The sequence below is a fragment of the Trinickia sp. LjRoot230 genome (assembly GCF_964253315.1).
Taxonomy (GTDB): domain Bacteria; phylum Pseudomonadota; class Gammaproteobacteria; order Burkholderiales; family Burkholderiaceae; genus Trinickia.
Genome location: NZ_CAXUQX020000001.1, coordinates 604,490 through 623,445, shown reverse-complemented (window position 1 = coordinate 623,445; position 18,956 = coordinate 604,490). Strand labels below are relative to the sequence as shown.

Here is an 18,956-nt window from a genome sequence, read left to right as displayed (position 1 = left end):
TCGCTATTCCGTCAGATGGGCGGACCGGCTCGCCGAGTCGTCCGTGCGGGTATCGTCTGCTGCCGGCGAATCGGTGCCGTCGGTGCCGTCGGTGCCCGCGTCGACATCGGCGCCCGTATCCGTCTCGGCGAGCGCTTCCGCTTCGCTATCGGCAGCGTTGTCGGGCGCATCGATCAGCGCGTCCTCGCCGCTCTCGCTCTCGCTGTCGTCTTCCTCGGCCAGATCGGCCCCGGTCGCGCCGGCCAGGCCCGGCGCATCAAGCACGCGCAGCGGGCGCACGGAAGCCTCGATCGTGAGCTCGTCGATCGACATGACTTCGAGCACCACCCGCGTACCGCGCGCATGCACGCCGAGCCCGGGCACGTGCAGCAACAGCGGCACTTCCTCGAGCCGCACAAGATCGCCCTTCACAACCGCCGCGACGACCTCGCGCTTGCCTTCTTGCTTGAGCCAGCGCAAGCACCAGAAATACTCCATGCGCCGCTGGTGATCGGCATACGCCGCATAGGTATCGTCAAAGCCCTGCACGACGGCGAACAAATCCGCGTCCTTCGGCTTGAACGGTGCAACGAGCTTCGCCGCGACGCCATGCTGCACGCAGGCGAGCAACTGCCATTGGTTGACCAGATCGACATAGCGACGCAATGGCGACGTGCTCCACGCATATTGCGCAACACCGAGCCCTTCGTGCGGGGCGGCCGTCGTCTGCATCCGCGTGCGCTTCGGGCCCGCCGCGGCAAACGTGCGTTGCGTCCGATAGACGCCCGGCACACCGTGATCGTGCAAAAACGCACCCCAGGTCGAGTTTGCGAGAATGGCAAGTTCGGCCACGATCAGGTCGAGCGGCGAGCCGCGCCGGCGCGGCGTGATCGTCACATGTTCGCCGTCGACGTAGAAATTGAAATCGGTATTGCCGGGCACCTCGCGCCTGAGCCCATAACCGGCGCGCGCGGCCTGCCGCTTTTCGAACAGCGCCTGCGCGAGCGGCCAGAGGATCGCGATGTCCTCCTTGTGCGCATAGGTGCCGGTGCCCGCGGCAAGGGCCTCTTCGGTCACGTCGGCATCGAGCGTGTTATGACGCAGATTGCTCTTCACGAAGACGCGTTCAGCGCGCGTTTCCGTGGCGACGATCTCCTGCGTTTCGCGGTTCACGATGATGTAAAGCGACAGCGCGGGGCGCAGCCCGCCTTCTTTGAGCGTGAACGCTTCGACGACTTCATCGGGCAGCATCGTGATCTTGTCGCCGGGCATATAGACCGTCGACAGCCGCGCGCGCGCAATCATGTCGACCGCATCGCCGCGCGCAATGCCGAGCGCCGGCGCGGCGATGTGCACGCCAACCCGAACGCGCGAATCGGCGAGCACTTCCACCGAGAACGCATCGTCGATTTCCGTCGTCGTCACGTCGTCGATCGAAAACGCCTCGGCATGGGCCGTCGGCAAATCGTCGGGCAGCGGGCCGGGTGTCACGCCCGAAGGAAAACCGGTACCGTGCGCAAAGTACTCCGAGAGAAAACGTGCCTCGTGCAAAGCACGCGCGGACGCAATCCCGCCGCACTCGAGCATGAGCCGTGCGGGCGACATCCCGCGTGCGGACGCCGCGGCCTCGAGCGCCTTGTATTCGATCGAATTCTTGTCGGGCTTCGTGAGCAACGTCAGCGCCTTGCCGGCGAAAGCGTCGGGCAGACGGCCCTGCTTCAGTTCTTCCTCGTAGCCGGCCTGCACAAGCGCCTGCTGGCGCTTGCGCTCGAGCCCGGCCAGCGCCATCTTCAGCTGCTCAACAGGTGCCCGTTGATAAAGCCCGCGCCCCTTGCGACGAAAGTAGACCGGCGCGCCGTGCATGCGCAAGACAAGCGCCGCACGCTCGACGGGGCCCGCCGATGCACCGAAGTACTCGTCGGCGAGCGCGCCGAACGAAAATTCGTCGGTGGGTGCGCACTCCCATAAAAAGTCGAGTTCGATCAGCTGCGCGGCCGCATCGGCCTGCCGCAGCAGTTCGTCAGCAGCCGGCGCACCGAATTCGATCAGCACATCCTTGGCCCGCACCTTCGTCCGTCGTCCACCCGGCAATTCGACCTGCAGCGCCTCGCCTTGTCGCGACAGCACGCTGCCGACCTTCAAACCGCCCGATTCCTCAAAAAAAACATTCACTCGATATTCTCGCTAGAACCTGTTTTCGGCAGCGCGTACTAATGCGGCGACTATGACCGCAATGGGCCGCAATCCGCGCGCCCGCTGCCGATGCCAATCCGCTGTGACGCCGCCGCAATGCCGCGCGCTACGCGCGTCTCGCCGGCAACACGCCACAAAAAGCGAGTACGTCGTCGACGTACTCTGCAAAATCGCTGATCGCATGGTCACCGCCCTCGATCAGTTTCGTTTCGACGCCCGGATAATGCGCAAGCATTTCCCGATAGTCGAGCACCTCGTCGCCCGTGGCGGCGATCAAATAATAGCGTTGCGGGCGCGTCACCGACGCCACGCCGAGCATACGCAGCTCGTCGAGATGGCGCGGCGTGACGACGATGCTGCCGCCGCCATGCCACAGCGGCTGCTCGCCGAGGTAGGCCGACAAGTCGCGCTGCGGCAACACCGCCGGGTTGAGCAGCACCGCTCGCCAGCCATGCTTTTCGGCAAGGTAGGTGGCGAAATAGCCGCCGAGCGAACTGCCGATGAGCGTGACGTCGCGCTGGCCCGCGGCGGTCGCTTCCACCAGCGCCACCGCCCCGAGCGGCGACACCGGCAGCATCGGGCAGCGCCACTCGGCACCGCGGCCGAGTGCGGCGAGCCGCTCGGCCATCAGCTGCGCCTTGAACGAATTCGGCGACGAGCGAAAGCCATGCAGATAGACAATCACGCAGCGCCCCGCTCACCGAGCGCATCGAGCAACTTCTGATGCACGCCGCCGAACCCGCCGTTGCTCATGACGAGCACATGGTCACCCGGGCGCGCCGCCGCCACGACCGCGGCGGTAAGCGCATCGAGACTGTCGAATGCACATGCCTTCGCGCCGAGCGGCGCGAGCGCATCGCTCAAGTTCCATCCGAGCGCGTCGCGCCCGCTGGGCGCGCCGTAGCCGAAGACGAGATCGGCCGCGGCGAGGCTCGACGGCAACATCGCCTTCATCACACCGAGCTTCATCGTGTTGGAGCGCGGCTCGAGCACGGCCAAAATGCGAGCTTGCGCCCCGATGCGGGCGCGCAAGCCGGCGATGGTCGTCTCGATCGCGGTCGGATGATGCGCGAAATCGTCGTAGACGACCACACCCTCGACACTGCCGCGCACTTCCATGCGGCGCTTCACGTTGCGAAAGGCCGTCAGCGAGCGGGCGGCCTGTGCCGACGGCACGCCGACATGGCGCGCCGCCGCGATCGCCGCGAGCGCGTTCAAGCGGTTGTGCTCTCCTTGAACCTGCCACTCGACGATACCCGCAGGCTGCCCCTGCCAATAGACGGCATAACGTTCATCGACGGCTTCGTCCGGCGTCACGGGCAGCGCCTGCCACCCTCCATCAACGCCGAAACGCTCGACTTCGCTCCACACGCCGCGCGCCAGCACACGTTCCAACGCGCTGTCGCGCCCGTTCACGACGAGCCGCCCGACGCTCGGCACCGTGCGCACAAGATGATGGAATTGCGTTTCAATCGCAGCAAGATCGGGAAAGATATCGGCGTGATCGTATTCGAGATTATTCAGAATCGCGGTCCGCGGCCGGTAATGGACGAACTTGGAGCGCTTGTCGAAAAACGCAGTGTCGTATTCGTCGGCTTCGATGACGAAGAAGCTCGAATCGGTCAGCCGCGCCGAAATGCCGAAATTGAGCGGCACGCCGCCGATCAAAAAGCCCGGGTTCAATCCCGCGTCTTCGAGCAGCCACGCGAGCATCGAGCTTGTCGTGGTTTTGCCGTGGGTACCCGCCACCGCCAGCACCCATTTGCCCGCCAGCACATGCTCGCCGAGCCATTGCGGCCCCGAGACATACGGCAGCCCGCGATCGAGAATCGCTTCCATCAGCGGGTTGCCGCGCGTCACGACATTGCCGATGACAAAAAGATCGGGCGCCAGATCGAGCTGTTCGGCGCCGTAGCCTTCGACGAGCTTGATGCCCTGCGCCTCGAGTTGGGTGCTCATCGGCGGGTAGACGCCGGCGTCGCACCCCGTCACGGTATGGCCCGCGGCGCGGGCGAGCACGGCGAGGCCGCCCATGAACGTGCCGCAGATGCCGAGAATATGGATGTGCATAACGATATCGAGCCTGTCGAACTGCGGAGCGTGCCGGAAAAACCGCAGAAAGAAGCAGCCGGAAGGCTCGACCGGTGACTACGCGCGGGCGCCGCCACTGACTCCGAGCGCGTTCCAGCGCATCTCATAAAAGGCCGTTATTGTACCCGACACCTTCGCTGGCATTCCGTCGCCAAGCGCCGCGCAACGGCTTGCCGGCGGCGATCGAGTATGATTGCTGGATGGTTCGCAGATCTCACGTCGACCCGCAGCGTGTGCGGGAGGAAATCGCGATGGCCGCTGCACGGCTGATCGCGGAGGAAGGGCTCGACTATTCGAGTGCCAAGCGCAAGGCGGCGCGTCAAGTTTTCGGGCAGGCCCGCGTGGCGGGCGAATGGCTGCCTGACAACGATCAAATCGAAGAGGAAATCCGCGAATACCAGTCGCTTTTTCAGTCCGACAGCCAGCCGGCCGTGCTGCGTCATTTGCGCGAAGTTGCATTCGACTGGATGAAGCGTCTCGTCCAATTCAATCCCTATTTGACGGGCGCCGTGTTGAACGGCACGGCGGGCGAACACTCCGACATTCACCTGCAGGTGTTTTGCGATAATCCGAAGGAAGTCGCAATTTATCTGCTCAATGCGAATATTCAATACGACGTTTCGGAAACGCGCCATTTCGGCGGCCGCAGCCCGGTCGAGACGCTGAGCTTTCTTTGGCGCGACACCCGCGAAGATGCGCCGATCGGCATGCATATCGCGCTTTACGATACCGACGACCTGCGCGGGGCCGTACGCGCCGACGCCCGCGGGCGCACGCAACGCGCGAATACGGAAACCGTGGCGACCCTGCTGAGCCAGGGCGACGCCAGCGCGGCAATCGGCTCAACGCCTCCACCGACGCAATCGAAACCATGACGAGAGTGAAAATCGCCGCGGGGGCCGTGGCAGTGACCGCGGTGCTGATTGCGGGCGGCGTCGTCGGCACTCACATGCTGCGTGAACGGAACGCGGACGTCGACACGAATGTGCCCGCCGCCGGTGCGGCAACGACGCCGGCGCTCGCGCAGGCGCAACCGGACGCCGTCGCCCAACTGCTCGCCGCGCCGCTTGCCGCGCCCGACGGCAAACCGGGTGGGCTCGCCGCATTCAAAGGGCAAGTGTTGGTGGTCAACTTCTGGGCGTCGTGGTGCGGACCGTGCGTACGCGAAATGCCGGCGCTTGCCGGCCTCGCTCGCCAATACGCGGGCAAGGGCGTGCAATTCATCGGTATCGGCGTCGATTCCGAAAAGAACGTGCAGTCCTTTCTGCACAAAGTGCCCGTCGACTATCCAATCTACGTCAGCGGTTTTGGCGGTGCGGACCTGGCCAGACATTTTGGCAATCTCGCCGGCGGGCTGCCCTTCACCGTCGTAATTGACGCCAACGGCGCCGTACGGTCGACAAAATTAGGCGAAATCTCGCCGAACGAGCTGCGCCGCACGCTCGATGCACTATGATGCAGTTTCCGCACTTGGCCGAGAGTTGCGGGCAATTACAGCCACGCTAAAAGAAATTCACGCTAGATCGAAGCGAGTTGGCCAATCCCGGGCGCTTGCTTAGCCATTGTCGCGCGACGTTTTTCCGCTGCGCGCTGGACAGATTTCTTTAAAGGGCGCTAAAGTGCGCCCAATTCCGCGGAAAAGACAAGCCACCATGACACGACTGCTGGTACTGCACGGCCCCAACCTCAACCTGCTCGGTACGCGAGAGCCTGGGGTCTACGGCAGCGTGACGCTTGAGCAAATCGATCAAGCGCTTGTCGAACGCGCGAAGCAAGCAGGGGTCGAGCTTGCCACGTTTCAGAGCAATCACGAGGGTCAGCTCGTCGATCGTATCCATGCGGCACGCGCGGAAAACGTCGAGTTCATCATCATCAACCCGGCGGCATACACCCATACGAGCGTGGCAATTCGCGACGCGATCAAGGGAGTCGACATTCCCTTCGTGGAGATTCACCTGTCGAACGTGCATCGACGCGAGCCGTTCCGGCATCACTCGTACTTTTCCGACGTGGCCGAAGGTGTGATCTGCGGCTTGGGCTGGAAAGGTTATCTCTACGCGCTCGAGTTCGCGCTCGAGCGTATCGCCGGCTCGGGCCCGGGCGCGGCGCGCAGCTAGTCTCGATAAAACCAATTCGGCATCGGCGCTTGTGTCCGATGCCCCATGCAATAAAAAAGGGGATTCCCTATGGATCTACGTAAGCTGAAAACCTTGATCGACCTCGTCTCCGAGTCGGGCATTTCGGAGCTCGAAGTCACCGAGGGTGAAGGCAAAGTCCGCATCGTCAAGAACGCCGCCCCGGTTTACGTCCAATCGCCCAACGCCTATGCGCCGCAAATGGCGGTCCCGATGCAGGCGCCGAGCACGGCCCCTGCAGAAGCGCCGCCGAGCGCACCGGTCGTAGCGCCTGTTCAGCAAGGCCATATCGTCACGTCACCGATGGTCGGCACGTTTTATCGCTCGCCGTCGCCGGGCGCGGACTCGTTCGTCAATGTTGGCGACACGGTCAAGGAAGGGCAGACGATCTGCATCATCGAGGCGATGAAGCTGATGAACGAAATCGAGAGCGACAAGGACGGCGTAATCAAGGAAATCCTCGCCGAGAACGGGCAAGCCGTGGAATATGGGCAGCCGCTATTCGTGATCGGCTGACGGCGAGCGAGTCTCACGCACCCCGGCCTGCGTCCTGCACGGGCCGCGCTTAAGCGTCCACTGAAGAGTCGAACCATCGCCATGTTTGAAAAAATTCTCATCGCCAATCGCGGCGAAATCGCGCTGCGCATCCAGCGGGCGTGCCGCGAACTGGGCATCAAAACCGTTGTCGCCTACTCCGAGGCCGACAAGGAAGCCAAGTACGTCAAGCTCGCCGACGAAGCCGTCTGCATCGGGCCCGCGCCGTCGCCGCAAAGCTATCTCAATATGCCGGCACTGATCAGCGCGGCCGAGGTCACTGACGCCGAGGCTATCCACCCCGGCTATGGCTTTTTGTCGGAGAACGCCGATTTCGCCGAACGCGTCGAACAGTCAGGCTTCACCTTCATCGGCCCGCGCCCGGAGACCATCCGGATGATGGGCGACAAGGTGACGGCCAAGCAGACGATGATCAAGACCGGCGTGCCCTGCGTGCCGGGCTCGGAAGGCGCGCTGCCGGACGACCCGAAGGAGATCGTCAAGATTGGGCGAGCAGTCGGCTATCCGGTGATCATCAAGGCGGCCGGCGGCGGCGGCGGGCGCGGCATGCGCGTCGTGCATACGGAAGCGGCACTCGTGAACGCGGTGAACACGACGCGCGAGGAAGCCGGCCGTGCGTTCGGCAATCCGCAGGTCTATATGGAGAAGTTTCTCGAGAATCCGCGCCACATCGAAATCCAGGTGCTGGCCGATTCGTTTAAGAATGCCGTATGGCTTGGCGAGCGCGACTGCTCGATGCAGCGGCGGCACCAGAAGGTCATTGAAGAAGCGCCCGCGCCGAACATCGCGCGCCGCCTGATCGACCGCATCGGCGATCGCTGCGCGGACGCCTGCAAGAAGATGGGTTACCTGGGCGCCGGCACGTTCGAGTTCCTATATGAGAACGGCGAGTTCTATTTCATCGAAATGAACACGCGCGTGCAGGTCGAGCATCCGGTGACGGAGCTCATCACCGGCATCGACATCGTTCAGGAACAGATCCGCATCGCCGCCGGCGAAAAGCTGGGCTATCGTCAGCGCGACATCGTGTTTCGCGGCCATGCGATCGAATGCCGCATCAACGCCGAAGACCCGTTCAAGTTCACGCCTTCGCCGGGGCGCATCACATCGTGGCACGTACCGGGCGGGCCGGGCATCCGCGTCGATTCCCATGCGTACAATGGCTATTTCGTCCCGCCGAACTACGATTCGATGATCGGCAAGCTCATCGCTTACGGTGCGACGCGCGACCAAGCCATCCGGCGCATGCGCATCGCGCTGTCGGAAATGGTCGTCGAAGGCATCCAAACGAACATTCCGCTGCATCGCGAATTGATGCTCGACGGCGGTTTCGTCGAAGGCGGCACCAGCATCCATTACCTCGAAAACCGGCTCGCGGCGAAGCAGCAAGCCGCGCCGGAAGAAGCTTGAGCCGATGACTTATCGGGAATTGATCGTCGAACTCGATCGTGCGCAGGCCGAAGCGTTTTCGGATGCGTTGCTCGCGCTCGGCGCGCTGTCGGTATCGGTCGAAGACGCCGACGCCGACACCCCCGACGAACAGCCGCTCTTCGGCGAGCCGGGGCTCACCCCGAAGCGCACGGCATGGCAGCGCTCGCGCGTGATCGCGTTGCTCGCGCCCGAGCACGATCCGGGCGTCGTGGCCGCGGCTGCCGGTAACGCGCTCGGACTCGCGGCCGTGCCGCCGTTCGAGACGCGCGATGTTGCCGATCAGGATTGGGTGCGTCTCACGCAATCGCAGTTCGAACCCATCGCAATCGGCAAGCGCATCTGGGTCGTGCCGTCCTGGCACGCGGCGCCTGACCCTGACGCACTCGTGCTCGAGCTGGATCCCGGGCTCGCTTTCGGCACGGGCAGCCATCCGACCACGCGTCTTTGCATGGAGTGGCTCGAGGAATCGGTCGAGCAGGGTCGGTCTGTGCTCGATTACGGCTGCGGTTCCGGCATACTCGCGATCCTCGCGAAGAAATGCGGTGCCGAACCGGTCTTCGGCATCGATATCGACCCGCAAGCCGTCGAATCGGCGCGCAAAAACAGCGCCCGCAACGGCGTCGAACTCACTTATGGGTTGCCCGATGCCTGCCCGCCGATCGAGTTCGATATCGTCGTCGCCAATATCCTGTCGAATCCGCTGAAGTTGATGGCGTCGATGCTGTCGTCGCAGGTCAAACCCGGTGGACGGCTCGCGTTATCGGGTGTGCTCGCACGCCAAGCCGACGAAGTCGCCGCGGCTTACGCGCCGTGGATCGCGCTCCGCGTATGGCGCGAACTCGACGGGTGGGTGTGTCTCACTGGCACCAAGCCGGCGTAAAAATGGACGTCGAACGGCAGCGGCGCGCCAAGAAACGGGGTGTGCCGGGAAAGTCTTTAGAATAGCGTATCGATCCACGCACCGGTCCTCGCGGCCGGCACCGGTCCACTATGGTTCTTGCCACCCGCTGTCCCCACTGCGAAACGGTTTTCCGCGTACAGGAGGCGCAACTCGCGCGCTCGAATGGACGCGTACGCTGCGGGCACTGCAATGAAGTGTTCGTCGCATCGGATAACCTGCTCGATCCCACCGCGCTGGCGTCGCGCGATACGAGCGATGCCAACGCAACGCACGCTGCCGACGATACCCACGCAACGACGCGCCCGGCGCAACCCGCATCGACCGACGAGGCCCCGCTCCTCACACCAATCGAATCGGCACCGCCAACACCGCCGAAGCCTGTGCCCGAACCCGTCGCCGAGCCGGCACCTCCGATCTCGCCTGCCGGCGAAGAGGAGCAAAAGACCGCCCCCGTCGAGCCCGCCACGCCTGCGCCAACGGGGGCACCTGAAGCAACTGAAGCACTCGAATCCCATCCCCACGAAACAACGCCACGACAGTCATCAACGTTCGCGGGCTTTGGCGATACAGTGCCCCCGCCCGAACCTGCCGTTTCGACGGCCGCGCCGCGCGAGCCAGAGGCGTTGTCCGAGCCTCGAGACGAGCACGCAGATCGAATGCCACACGCGCACGGCTTCAGCAGCGCAGCGCCTTCGGCACGCGACGACGAGCCACGCCTGCCGCCGGACGACCTCGCTCCTGTCTGGCGCGCCGATCCCGAGCCGCGTTTTCGGATGCCGCCTACGCCTGGCCGGGGGCCGGAAGCCGACGACGACCGCGTGCATTTCGCCGTCACACGCGAGCGGCGAGCCGCTGCGCCGCGGCACACGTTACGCCGCGTCGCGGGCGTTTTCCTGTGCCTCGTGCTGCTGGTGCTGCTGCTCGCGCAACTCGCCTGGTGGCGCAGGGAAGCCGTCATGGTCTACTGGCCCGATTCGCAGCCGCTCTTCGTGCGCGCGTGCGCGCAGCTCGGCTGCCAAATCGCACCGCCGCGCGATATCGACGGCCTACAAGTCGAGGCGTCGGACCTGCGCCAAGTGGACGGCCCGCACCGGCTCGAACTGCACGTGCCGTTGCGCAACCGTTACAACGTCGCACTCGCCTATCCGGCGATCGAGCTGACGCTTTTCGACGCGAAAAACGAAGTCGCGATCCGCCGCGTGCTCTGGCCGCAGGACTACCTGCCGCCCGGCACCGCGGTTGCAACGGGGCTGCCGGCACATGCCACGCAGACGATGATCGTACGGCTCGACAGTGGTAACGCGGTGGCCACCAACTTCCGCGTGCAAATTTTCTACCCCTAACCTAGGGCCTGTTCACGCTAATTACAGGCTTGCGCTGGCCGCCAGAAGGGCCGAGCGCAAGGAATGTGATGCCCCGCAGGAAATCCCCTTGGGGGACGAAGGGAATACTCGACGTATTCACAAGGAGCATGACGCGGCGATCGGCCCTTCTGGCGGCCAGCCCCGCGAAGGATTTTTCGATTAGGGGAACGTGCCTTGGGGGACGCCCGGCAAGGCACGTTCGCAAGCCTGTAATTAGCGTGAACAGGCCCTAGTAGGCAGCGCAACCGCGGGCCGGCCACCGTCGAATCGGCCGCGCCCTTTTTTTCGCATTCGCGATAACCCGAGACGAATTTCTGGAGCACAACATGAGTCAAGTTACGCTGGGCGGCAACCCAATCGAAGTGGGCGGTACGTTTCCGACGGTGGGCCAAAAAGCGCCCGACGTGTCGCTGGTCGGCAAAGATCTGAAACCGGTGACGCTTGCCGATTTCTCCGGCAAGCGCAAAGTGCTGAACATCGTGCCAAGCCTCGACACGCCGACTTGCGCCACCTCCACGCGCAAGTTCAACGAAGCGGCCGCCAAGCTGGCCAACACTGCGGTGATCGTGGTTTCGGGCGACCTCCCGTTCGCCGCTTCGCGCTTTTGCACGACCGAGGGCATCGAGAACGTCGTGACCGCATCGACATTCCGCAGCCATGATTTCGCGAAGGCATACGGCGTCGATATCACGAGCGGCCCGCTGGCCGGTTTGACGGCGCGCGCGGTCGTCGTACTCGACGAAAGCGATAAAGTGCTGCACGCGGAGCTGGTCGGCGAAATCAAGAACGAGCCGAACTACGACGCCGCACTGAATGCATTGAAGTAAGTAAGTTGCACACGCATTGACGAAGCGCTGCGCGAGTGTCGTGCGGCGCTTCGTCACGTGGTGCTGCCGGTTTCGTTTCCCTCTTCCCTTAGGAACTTCGCCTTGGCTACGCTGATCTGCGGCTCGCTCGCCTACGACAACATCATGACTTTCCAGGGGCGCTTTCGCGACCACATCTTGCCCGAGCAAGTGCATATCCTGAACGTCAGCTTCCTCGTGCCGACGATGCGCCGCGAATTCGGCGGCTGCGCCGGCAACATCGCTTATGCACTCAAGCTGCTGGGCGGCGATGCGCGCGTCATGGCCGCGCTCGGCGCCACCGACGCTCAGCTTTATCTCGACAGGTTCGACAGCCTAGGCCTGTCGAAGGACCATATACGCGTCGTGCCCGACACCTATACGGCGCAAGCAATGATCACGACCGATCTCGACAACAACCAGATCACGGCGTTCCACCCAGGCGCGATGATGCAGTCGCATCTGAACCGCGCCGACGAAGCGAACGGTGTCACGCTCGCGATCATCGCGCCGGACGGCTATGAAGGCATGGTGCAGCACACCGAAAAATTGGCGGCGGCCGGTGTACCGTTTGTCTTCGACCCGGGCCAGGCGCTGCCGCTGTTCTCGGCCGAGGCACTGCGCCGCGCAATCGAGCTTGCCAGTTATGTGGCCGTCAACGACTACGAAGCAAAGCTCGTCAGCAACAAGACCGGTTGGTCGCTCGACGACATTGCCGGCCGCGTGAAAGCACTCGTCGTCACCTACGGTGAAAACGGTGCGCAGATCCATCACGCGGGGCAATGTGAAGCCATCCCCGCCGTCGCGCCCGCGCGCGTGGTTGACCCGACCGGCTGCGGCGATGCCTTTCGCGGCGGCCTGCTCTACGGCATCGAAAATGGAATGGACTGGGCCACGACCGGCCGCTTGGCAAGCCTGATGGGCTCGCTCAAAATTGAACAATCGGGCCCGCAAACCTATGCGCCGTCGCGCGCTCAAATCGATGCGCGGTTCGAGCAGGCATTCGGTTACCGCCTGAGCTAACCTTTTGGAATGTGGACTTGGAGTTGGAGCAAGACAAAATGAAAACATCAGCTCATATAGCTCATGTGGCGCTCGCCACGGCGCTCGTCAGCACGCTGGCGATCACGGGATGCGCCTATAACAGCAGTTCGGCGGACGTCTATTCCGCCAATCAGGCGCAGCGCGAGCAGATGGTGCGCATGGGTGTCGTCGAGAGCGTGCGCGCCGTGACGATCAGCTCGAACAACGGGCAACCGAGCGGAATCGGGGCCGTCGGCGGCGGCGCACTTGGTGCGGTGGCCGGCAGCACGATCGGCGGCGGCAAGGGCTCCATCATCACTGCGATCGTCGGGGGGCTTGCCGGCGCAGTCGCCGGCAATGCCGTCGAGAACGGCGTGGCCAAGCGCAGCGGCGTCGAAATCACCGTGCGGCTCGATAATGGCGACCTGCGCGCCATCACGCAAAGCGCAACGGGTGAGGTCTTCCGCGCCGGCGATCGGGTGCGACTACTGTCGAGTGGCGGCGTGACGCGCGTCACGCATTGACGCATTTGACGCATTTGACGCATTTGACGCATTTGACGCATTGAAACGAAGCACACCGTCAGCAAGGCGGCAGTCGTCTATCAAAAAAAAACCCGTCACCGCTTGAACTGGTGACGGGTTTTTGACTGCATGGGCGCGGCGCACGTTACCAATGCGCCGTGGCCCTCACTGCTACCTCGTCCTGCTTCGATTACGGACGCGAGCCGGTCGGGAACGGCCAAGCCGCTGCCGGGTTCAACGCCGTCTTGACGCTCGGCGCAGCCGGGGCCGCAGCAGGCGTCGCAGGGGCAGCAGGTGTAGCGGGCGCAGCCTTCTTCGCAGCGGCCTTCTTCGCAGGGGCAGCCTTTTTCGCAGCAGCCTTCTTCGCAGGGGCGGCTTTCTTGGCGGCAGCCTTCTTCGCGGGGGCAGCTTTCTTAGCGGCAGCCTTCTTCGCAGGGGCTTTCTTGGCAGCGGTCTTCTTCGCCGCAGCCTTCTTCGCCGGTGCAGCCTTCTTCGCTACGGCCTTTTTCGCTGCGGCCTTCTTGGCCGGTGCAGCCTTCTTCGCTACGGCCTTCTTAGCGGCAGCCTTCTTCGCCGGCGCGGCCTTCTTCACTGCCGTCTTCTTGGCAGCGACTTTCTTCGCCGGTGCAGCCTTCTTGGCTACGATCTTCTTTGCTGCGACTTTCTTGGCCGGGGCGGCCTTCTTCGCTACGGTCTTCTTCGCTGCGACCTTCTTCGCGGGAGCAGCCTTCTTCGCTGCAACCTTCTTGGCCGGAGCAGCTTTCTTCGCAGCGGGCTTCTTCTTGGCGAGTGCCATTGTTTTCTCCTTCAGGTTTCGAGAGTCAGTTTGAACTACACCCTTCTTCAAAACCCGCTTCCCGCTGCGCGCCGGTGAGGGCGCGCGCTGCGAAGCGGGCTATTCATCGGCGTACGCAGGTATGGCGCGCTTACGCTAATGAATACGGCGAGGCGTGCGGTGCCCGATGGCACAGCACGCCCAATCCAGTCGGCGGCACGGCATATCGCGTCCGTACCTACCGGCAATCGCTTGAGTCGGGCTGACGGCCATAGGGCCGCCAGCTTTTTCGGGGGGTAGTTCGCCCGTCCCACTGAAGGGTTCGCAAAGTGCTTGTCATGTTTTTGGACGGACTTGCCGCCGGGCACGCTCTGCATCAGGCGTTCTTGCTCCTAACCATGTTTGCCGCGATTCGTTTCGCGGCCACCCCAACTATTTCGCAGGCACAGCGCCGCTGTCATTCCCAGGACAGCGCTCCGCCCGTTTGATATTCGATAACACGCGTCTCGAAGAAGTTACGTTCCTTCTTCAAGTCGATCATCTCGCTCATCCACGGGAACGGGTTCTCCTCGTTCGGGAACAGCGGATCGAGACCGATCTGCTGGCAACGCCGATTGCAGATGAAGCGCAGGTAACTTTTGAACATCGAAGCGTTCAGCCCAAGCACACCGCGCGGCATCGTGTCTTCCGCGTAGCGATACTCGAGATCGACCGCTTGCCGGAACAGCACGCGGATTTCCTCGCGGAACGCGGGCGTCCACAGGTGCGGGTTTTCGAGCTTGATCTGGTTGATCAGGTCAATGCCGAAATTGCAGTGCATCGACTCGTCACGCAGGATGTACTGATACTGCTCCGCTGCGCCCGTCATCTTGTTCTGACGGCCGAGCGCGAGAATCTGCGTAAACCCGACGTAGAAGAAGAGTCCTTCCATCACGCAGGCGAAGACGATCAGCGACTTCAACAGACTCTGGTCCGCCTCGAGCGTGCCCGTCTTGAAGGCCGGGTCGGTCAGCGTATGGATGAACGGAATCAGGAATTGGTCCTTGTCGCGAATCGACTTGACCTCGTGGTAGGCGTTGAAGATCTCGCCTTCGTCGAGACCGAGCGATTCGACGATGTATTGATAGGCGTGCGTGTGGATCGCTTCTTCAAACGCCTGCCGCAGCAGGAACTGCCGGCACTCGGGCGCCGTGATGTGGCGGTACGTGCCCAGTACGATGTTGTTCGCGGCAAGCGAGTCGGCCGTCACGAAGAAGCCGAGGTTGCGCTTGACGACGCGGCGCTCGTCCTCGGTCAACCCGTTCGGGTCTTTCCAGAGGGCGATGTCGCGGGACATGTTGATTTCCTGCGGCATCCAATGATTCGCGCAGCCGGCCAGATACTTCTCCCAGGCCCACTTGTACTTGAACGGCACCAGTTGGTTGACGTCGGTCTGGCCGTTGATGATGCGTTTGTCGGCAACGTTGACGCGCGCTTCCGATGGAGCGGCCGGTGCGGCCACTTCAGCCGCGTAGGGGGCAACGGCAACGTCGCCCGCGAAGATGTCCTGCGCCAACGGAGCTTGCGTCGCGCTGAGCGTCGCTGCTTGCGTTCCGACGGCCGAGCCGGAGAGGTTGCGCAATGCATTCGATTGCGAACCGCTCGAGGGAGTTACGGCAGTCGTCTCGTCATCCCAGTTGAGCATAAATTATCACCATCAATTTAGAACGGTTTGTACCATCTTTTCACGAGCGATAAAAGGGTTCGCTCATGAAAATTTCTCTTTTCGATTCACGCTGCGACCTGCATACAACACTTTGATCGATGCATCGTTCACTCGACGTCACTCGCGATGTGTTCGACGAGCGTCCAAATCAATGAATCGATATGGTCGATCGCGCTTGCTTGAGCACATCAGCGAGCGATGACGAAGCAAGCTTTTCGATCGACAAGCGGGGCATCGATATCGATCATGCGCGCATGCCGGTCGTTGTTTTCTTAACTGCCAGCATCAGCGATGCCTGCTTTGTTCGACTCGCACCGCGCGCATAGCGCGCAGCGCGAACGCAGCTTCGTTGCACGACGTTACTGGCAGGCCTCGCACTCGTCGAAGCCCGGGTCGCCCGGACGCATCATGCAAACGGGACCTTCTGCTTCCGGCTGCGCGGCAACGCTGGCTGCCGCCGCGTTCATGCCGCCCGTCGACGAGCCCGCACCGCCCGCGGCACCGAACCCGCCTGCCGCACTGCCGCCACCCGCACCACCCACGCCGCCATCATCGGAGCGCACCGCGTTGAGCGCGCCGTGCGCCACAGTCGATTTCTCGACGTGCGTCGCCCCCATCGTGCGCAGGTAGTAGGTCGTCTTCAAGCCGCGCAGCCAGGCCAGCTTGTACACTTCGTCGAGCTTTTTACCTGATGCGCCGCCCATGTAAATGTTCAGCGATTGGGCCTGATCGATCCACTTTTGCCGGCGCGCCGCTGCTTCGACGAGCCACTTCGGATCGACTTCGAACGCGGTCGCGTAGATCGCGCGCAGATCGGCCGGCACCCGATCGATGCGCGAGAGCGTGCCGTCGAAGTACTTCAGGTCGGCAACCATCACCTCGTCCCACAGCCCGCCGGCCTTCAAGTCGCGCACGAGGTAATCGTTCACGACCGTGAACTCGCCCGACAGGTTCGACTTCACGTACAGGTTCTGGAACGTCGGTTCGATACAGGCCGACACACCGATGATGTTGGAGATCGTCGCCGTCGGGGCGATCGCAACGCAGTTCGAGTTGCGCATGCCGTGGGTGGCGATGCGCGAGCGCAGCGTCGTCCAGTCCATCGATTCGCTCGCGTCGATCTCGACGTAGCCGCCGCGTGCGTCGGCCAGCAGCTTGAGCGTGTCTTGCGGGAGGATGCCGCGGTCCCACAGCGAGCCACGGTAGCTGGAGTAGCGGCCACGCTCCTCGGCGAGCTCCGTCGACGCGTAGTAAGCGTAGTAGCAGACGGCTTCCATCGAGCGATCGGCGAATTCGACGGCTGCATCCGAAGCATACGGCGTGCGCAGCAGGTGCAGACAGTCCTGGAAGCCCATGATGCCGAGGCCCACCGGACGATGCTTGAGGTTCGAGTTGCGCGCCTTCGCCACCGCGTAGTAATTGATGTCGATGACGTTGTCGAGCATGCGCATGGCCACGCTGACGGTCCGCTTGAGCTTGTCGTGATCGAGCAAGTAGCTGCCGTCGGCCTGCTTGATCATATGTGCGACGAGGTTCACCGAGCCGAGGTTACAGACAGCGATTTCGGTGTCGCTCGTGTTCAGTGTGATTTCCGTGCACAGATTCGACGAGTGGACGACGCCGACGTGCTGCTGCGGCGAGCGCAGGTTGCACGGGTCCTTGAACGTGATCCACGGGTGACCCGTCTCAAACAGCATGCCGAGCATCTTGCGCCAGAGCTGGGCCGCCGGAATCTTCTTGAACAGCTTGATCTCGCCGCGCGCCACCTTGTCTTCGTACGCCGTGTAAGCGGCTTCGAATTCCACGCCGAACTTGTCGTGCAGATCGGGGCACGTCGACGGCGAGAACAACGTCCAGTCGCCGCCCTCCATCACGCGCTTCATGAAAAGATCGGGAATCCAGTTCGCCGTATTCATGTCGTGCGTGCGGCGGCGGTCGTCGCCCGTGTTCTTGCGCAGCTCGAGGAATTCCTCGATGTCGAGGTGCCACGATTCCAAATACGCGCACACCGCGCCCTTGCGCTTGCCGCCCTGGTTGACCGCGACGGCCGTGTCGTTGACGACTTTCAGGAACGGCACGACGCCTTGCGACTTACCGTTGGTGCCCTTGATATGGGAGCCGAGCGCACGCACGCGCGTCCAGTCGTTGCCGAGGCCGCCAGCAAACTTCGAGAGCAGCGCATTTTCCTTGAGCGCTTCGTAAATGCCGTCGAGGTCGTCGGCCACCGTCGTCAGATAGCACGACGACAGTTGCGAGCGGCGCGTGCCGGAATTGAAGAGCGTCGGCGTCGAGCTCATGAAGTCGAATGTCGACAGCACGTTGTAAAACTCGATGGCGCGCGCTTCGCGGTCGATCTCGTTTAATGAGAGCCCCATCGCCACACGCATAAAGAATGCCTGCGGCATTTCGATACGGGTACCGTCGCTATGTAAAAAGTAGCGGTCGTACAGCGTTTGCAGACCGAGGTAGCCGAATTGCAGATCGCGGTTGGCGTCGAGCGCGGCGCCAAGACGCTTTAAGTCGAACTGCTGCAGCTTCTCGTCGAGCAGCTCGGCTTCGATGCCGCGCTTGATGAACTGCGGGAAGTATTCGGCGTAGCGCTCGTTCATTTCATGCTGAGTCACTTCTTCGCCGAGAATCTCACGGCGGATCGTGTGCAGCAGAATACGCGCCGTCACCTGGCTGTAGGCCGGGTCCTTTTCGATCATCGTGCGCGCCGCGAGAATCGCCGAGTCGTAGACCTGGCTCAGCGGCACGCCGTCGTACAGGTTCTTGACGGTCTCGGCGACGATCGGCTCTGCGCTGACCGCGGCGCCGAGGTGCTCGCAGGCCGATTCGATGATGCCCGTCAGCGCGTTCATGTCGAGCGCTCGCGTGACCCCGTTGTCGACGACGTTCAGCCCCGACGTGTGCGCCGACGCCTGCGGCGCATGCGCGCGCTCCTGATTACGCTTTTCGCGGTACAGCACGTAGGCGCGGGCCACGTTGTGCTCGCCGCCGCGCATCAGCGCAAGCTCGACCTGATCCTGAATGTCTTCGATATGGAACGTGCCGCCGTTCGGACGGCTGCGCACGAGGGCGCGCACGACGTTCTGCGTAAGCTGCTCGACAAGTTCGCGCACGCGCGCCGAAGCGGCGCCCTGCCCGCCGTTGACGGCGAGAAACGCCTTCGTCACGGCGATCGCGATTTTGGACGGCTCGAACGACACGACGCTGCCATTGCGGCGAATGACCTTGTAATCGGCGAACGTCGCTTGCGGCGCAAGCGGCTGCGTATGAGCAGATTGTCCGCCGACGGCGCGGCCGCTCGGCCCGCTCTGCTGGCTCGTCATGTTGTCGGTCGTTTGCATGTGCAAAGCTCCTGATCTTTGATGTGCGGCGATGCCGCGGATTGGAACAACCGTCGCGCCACCCCGAGCGCGAACGATGAGGTGC

Annotated in this window: 16 protein-coding genes and 1 pseudogene; 10 read left to right on the top strand and 7 right to left on the bottom strand. The window is 63.1% G+C overall.

Annotated elements, in window-relative coordinates; translation table 11 throughout:
• Positions 1-3: 3 nt before the first annotated feature.
• The 3 genes from ACSQ20_RS02995 to mpl form a co-directional block, all read right to left on the bottom strand.
• The gene (locus ACSQ20_RS02995) at positions 4-2,151 is read right to left on the bottom strand and encodes an RNB domain-containing ribonuclease (protein WP_436017302.1); all 2,148 of its coding nucleotides are present in this window, start codon (positions 2,149-2,151) and stop codon (positions 4-6) included.
• A gap of 127 nt (positions 2,152-2,278) precedes the next feature.
• Positions 2,279-2,857 (bottom strand): YqiA/YcfP family alpha/beta fold hydrolase, encoded by a 579-nt coding sequence (locus ACSQ20_RS02990; protein WP_436017300.1) that lies wholly within the window; start codon positions 2,855-2,857, stop codon positions 2,279-2,281.
• Complete coding sequence (gene mpl, locus ACSQ20_RS02985) at positions 2,854-4,242, bottom strand: UDP-N-acetylmuramate:L-alanyl-gamma-D-glutamyl-meso-diaminopimelate ligase (protein WP_436017298.1); 1,389 nt, start codon at positions 4,240-4,242, stop codon at positions 2,854-2,856. Before mpl ends, ACSQ20_RS02990 begins: the two co-directional genes overlap by 4 nt.
• A gap of 221 nt (positions 4,243-4,463) precedes the next feature.
• Here mpl and ACSQ20_RS02980 point away from each other — a divergent pair, with 221 nt between their 5' ends.
• The 10 genes from ACSQ20_RS02980 (at position 4,464) to ACSQ20_RS02935 (ending at position 13,041) form a co-directional block, all read left to right on the top strand.
• Positions 4,464-5,138 carry a UDP-N-acetylmuramate--alanine ligase gene (locus tag ACSQ20_RS02980; protein ID WP_436017296.1) on the top strand — a complete coding sequence of 225 codons (675 nt, stop codon included), beginning with the start codon at positions 4,464-4,466 and terminating at the stop codon, positions 5,136-5,138.
• Entirely contained in the window at positions 5,135-5,719 is a 585-nt protein-coding gene (locus tag ACSQ20_RS02975) for a TlpA family protein disulfide reductase (protein WP_436017294.1), read from the top strand. The genes ACSQ20_RS02980 and ACSQ20_RS02975 overlap by 4 nt, the downstream gene beginning before the upstream one ends.
• A gap of 196 nt (positions 5,720-5,915) precedes the next feature.
• The gene (gene aroQ, locus ACSQ20_RS02970; protein WP_436017292.1) at positions 5,916-6,380 is read left to right on the top strand and encodes a type II 3-dehydroquinate dehydratase; all 465 of its coding nucleotides are present in this window, start codon (positions 5,916-5,918) and stop codon (positions 6,378-6,380) included.
• 69 nt (positions 6,381-6,449) lie between these two features.
• On the top strand, positions 6,450-6,914 hold the full coding sequence (gene accB / locus ACSQ20_RS02965) for an acetyl-CoA carboxylase biotin carboxyl carrier protein (RefSeq protein ID WP_436017290.1): 465 nt from the start codon (positions 6,450-6,452) through the stop codon (positions 6,912-6,914).
• An 81-nt stretch (positions 6,915-6,995) separates the two neighbouring features.
• Positions 6,996-8,363 carry an acetyl-CoA carboxylase biotin carboxylase subunit gene (accC, locus tag ACSQ20_RS02960; protein WP_436017288.1) on the top strand — a complete coding sequence of 456 codons (1,368 nt, stop codon included), beginning with the start codon at positions 6,996-6,998 and terminating at the stop codon, positions 8,361-8,363.
• Between the two features lie 4 nt (positions 8,364-8,367).
• Complete coding sequence (gene prmA, locus ACSQ20_RS02955) at positions 8,368-9,264, top strand: 50S ribosomal protein L11 methyltransferase (protein WP_436017286.1); 897 nt, start codon at positions 8,368-8,370, stop codon at positions 9,262-9,264.
• Positions 9,265-9,374: 110 nt separating this feature from the next.
• Positions 9,375-10,628, top strand: a complete 1,254-nt coding sequence (locus tag ACSQ20_RS02950; RefSeq protein WP_436017284.1) for a DUF3426 domain-containing protein — start codon at positions 9,375-9,377, stop codon at positions 10,626-10,628.
• Between the two features lie 347 nt (positions 10,629-10,975).
• Positions 10,976-11,476, top strand: coding sequence for a thiol peroxidase (tpx, locus tag ACSQ20_RS02945; protein ID WP_436017282.1), 501 nt, complete (start codon positions 10,976-10,978; stop codon positions 11,474-11,476).
• A gap of 102 nt (positions 11,477-11,578) precedes the next feature.
• Entirely contained in the window at positions 11,579-12,517 is a 939-nt protein-coding gene (locus ACSQ20_RS02940; RefSeq protein ID WP_436017280.1) for a carbohydrate kinase family protein, read from the top strand.
• A 38-nt stretch (positions 12,518-12,555) separates the two neighbouring features.
• Complete coding sequence (locus ACSQ20_RS02935) at positions 12,556-13,041, top strand: glycine zipper 2TM domain-containing protein (protein ID WP_436017278.1); 486 nt, start codon at positions 12,556-12,558, stop codon at positions 13,039-13,041.
• Between the two features lie 190 nt (positions 13,042-13,231).
• Here ACSQ20_RS02935 and ACSQ20_RS02930 read toward each other — a convergent pair whose 3' ends face one another.
• From ACSQ20_RS02930 to ACSQ20_RS02915, 4 genes and pseudogenes are all read right to left on the bottom strand, one after another.
• Positions 13,232-13,837, bottom strand: a complete 606-nt coding sequence (locus tag ACSQ20_RS02930; RefSeq protein WP_436017276.1) for a histone H1-like DNA-binding protein — start codon at positions 13,835-13,837, stop codon at positions 13,232-13,234.
• Positions 13,838-13,862: 25 nt separating this feature from the next.
• Positions 13,863-14,193 (bottom strand): annotated as a pseudogene (locus tag ACSQ20_RS02925) (hypothetical protein).
• 80 nt (positions 14,194-14,273) lie between these two features.
• Entirely contained in the window at positions 14,274-15,500 is a 1,227-nt protein-coding gene (locus ACSQ20_RS02920; protein ID WP_436017274.1) for a ribonucleotide-diphosphate reductase subunit beta, read from the bottom strand.
• A gap of 380 nt (positions 15,501-15,880) precedes the next feature.
• Positions 15,881-18,871 carry a ribonucleoside-diphosphate reductase subunit alpha gene (locus tag ACSQ20_RS02915; RefSeq protein WP_436017272.1) on the bottom strand — a complete coding sequence of 997 codons (2,991 nt, stop codon included), beginning with the start codon at positions 18,869-18,871 and terminating at the stop codon, positions 15,881-15,883.
• Positions 18,872-18,956: the final 85 nt, after the last annotated feature.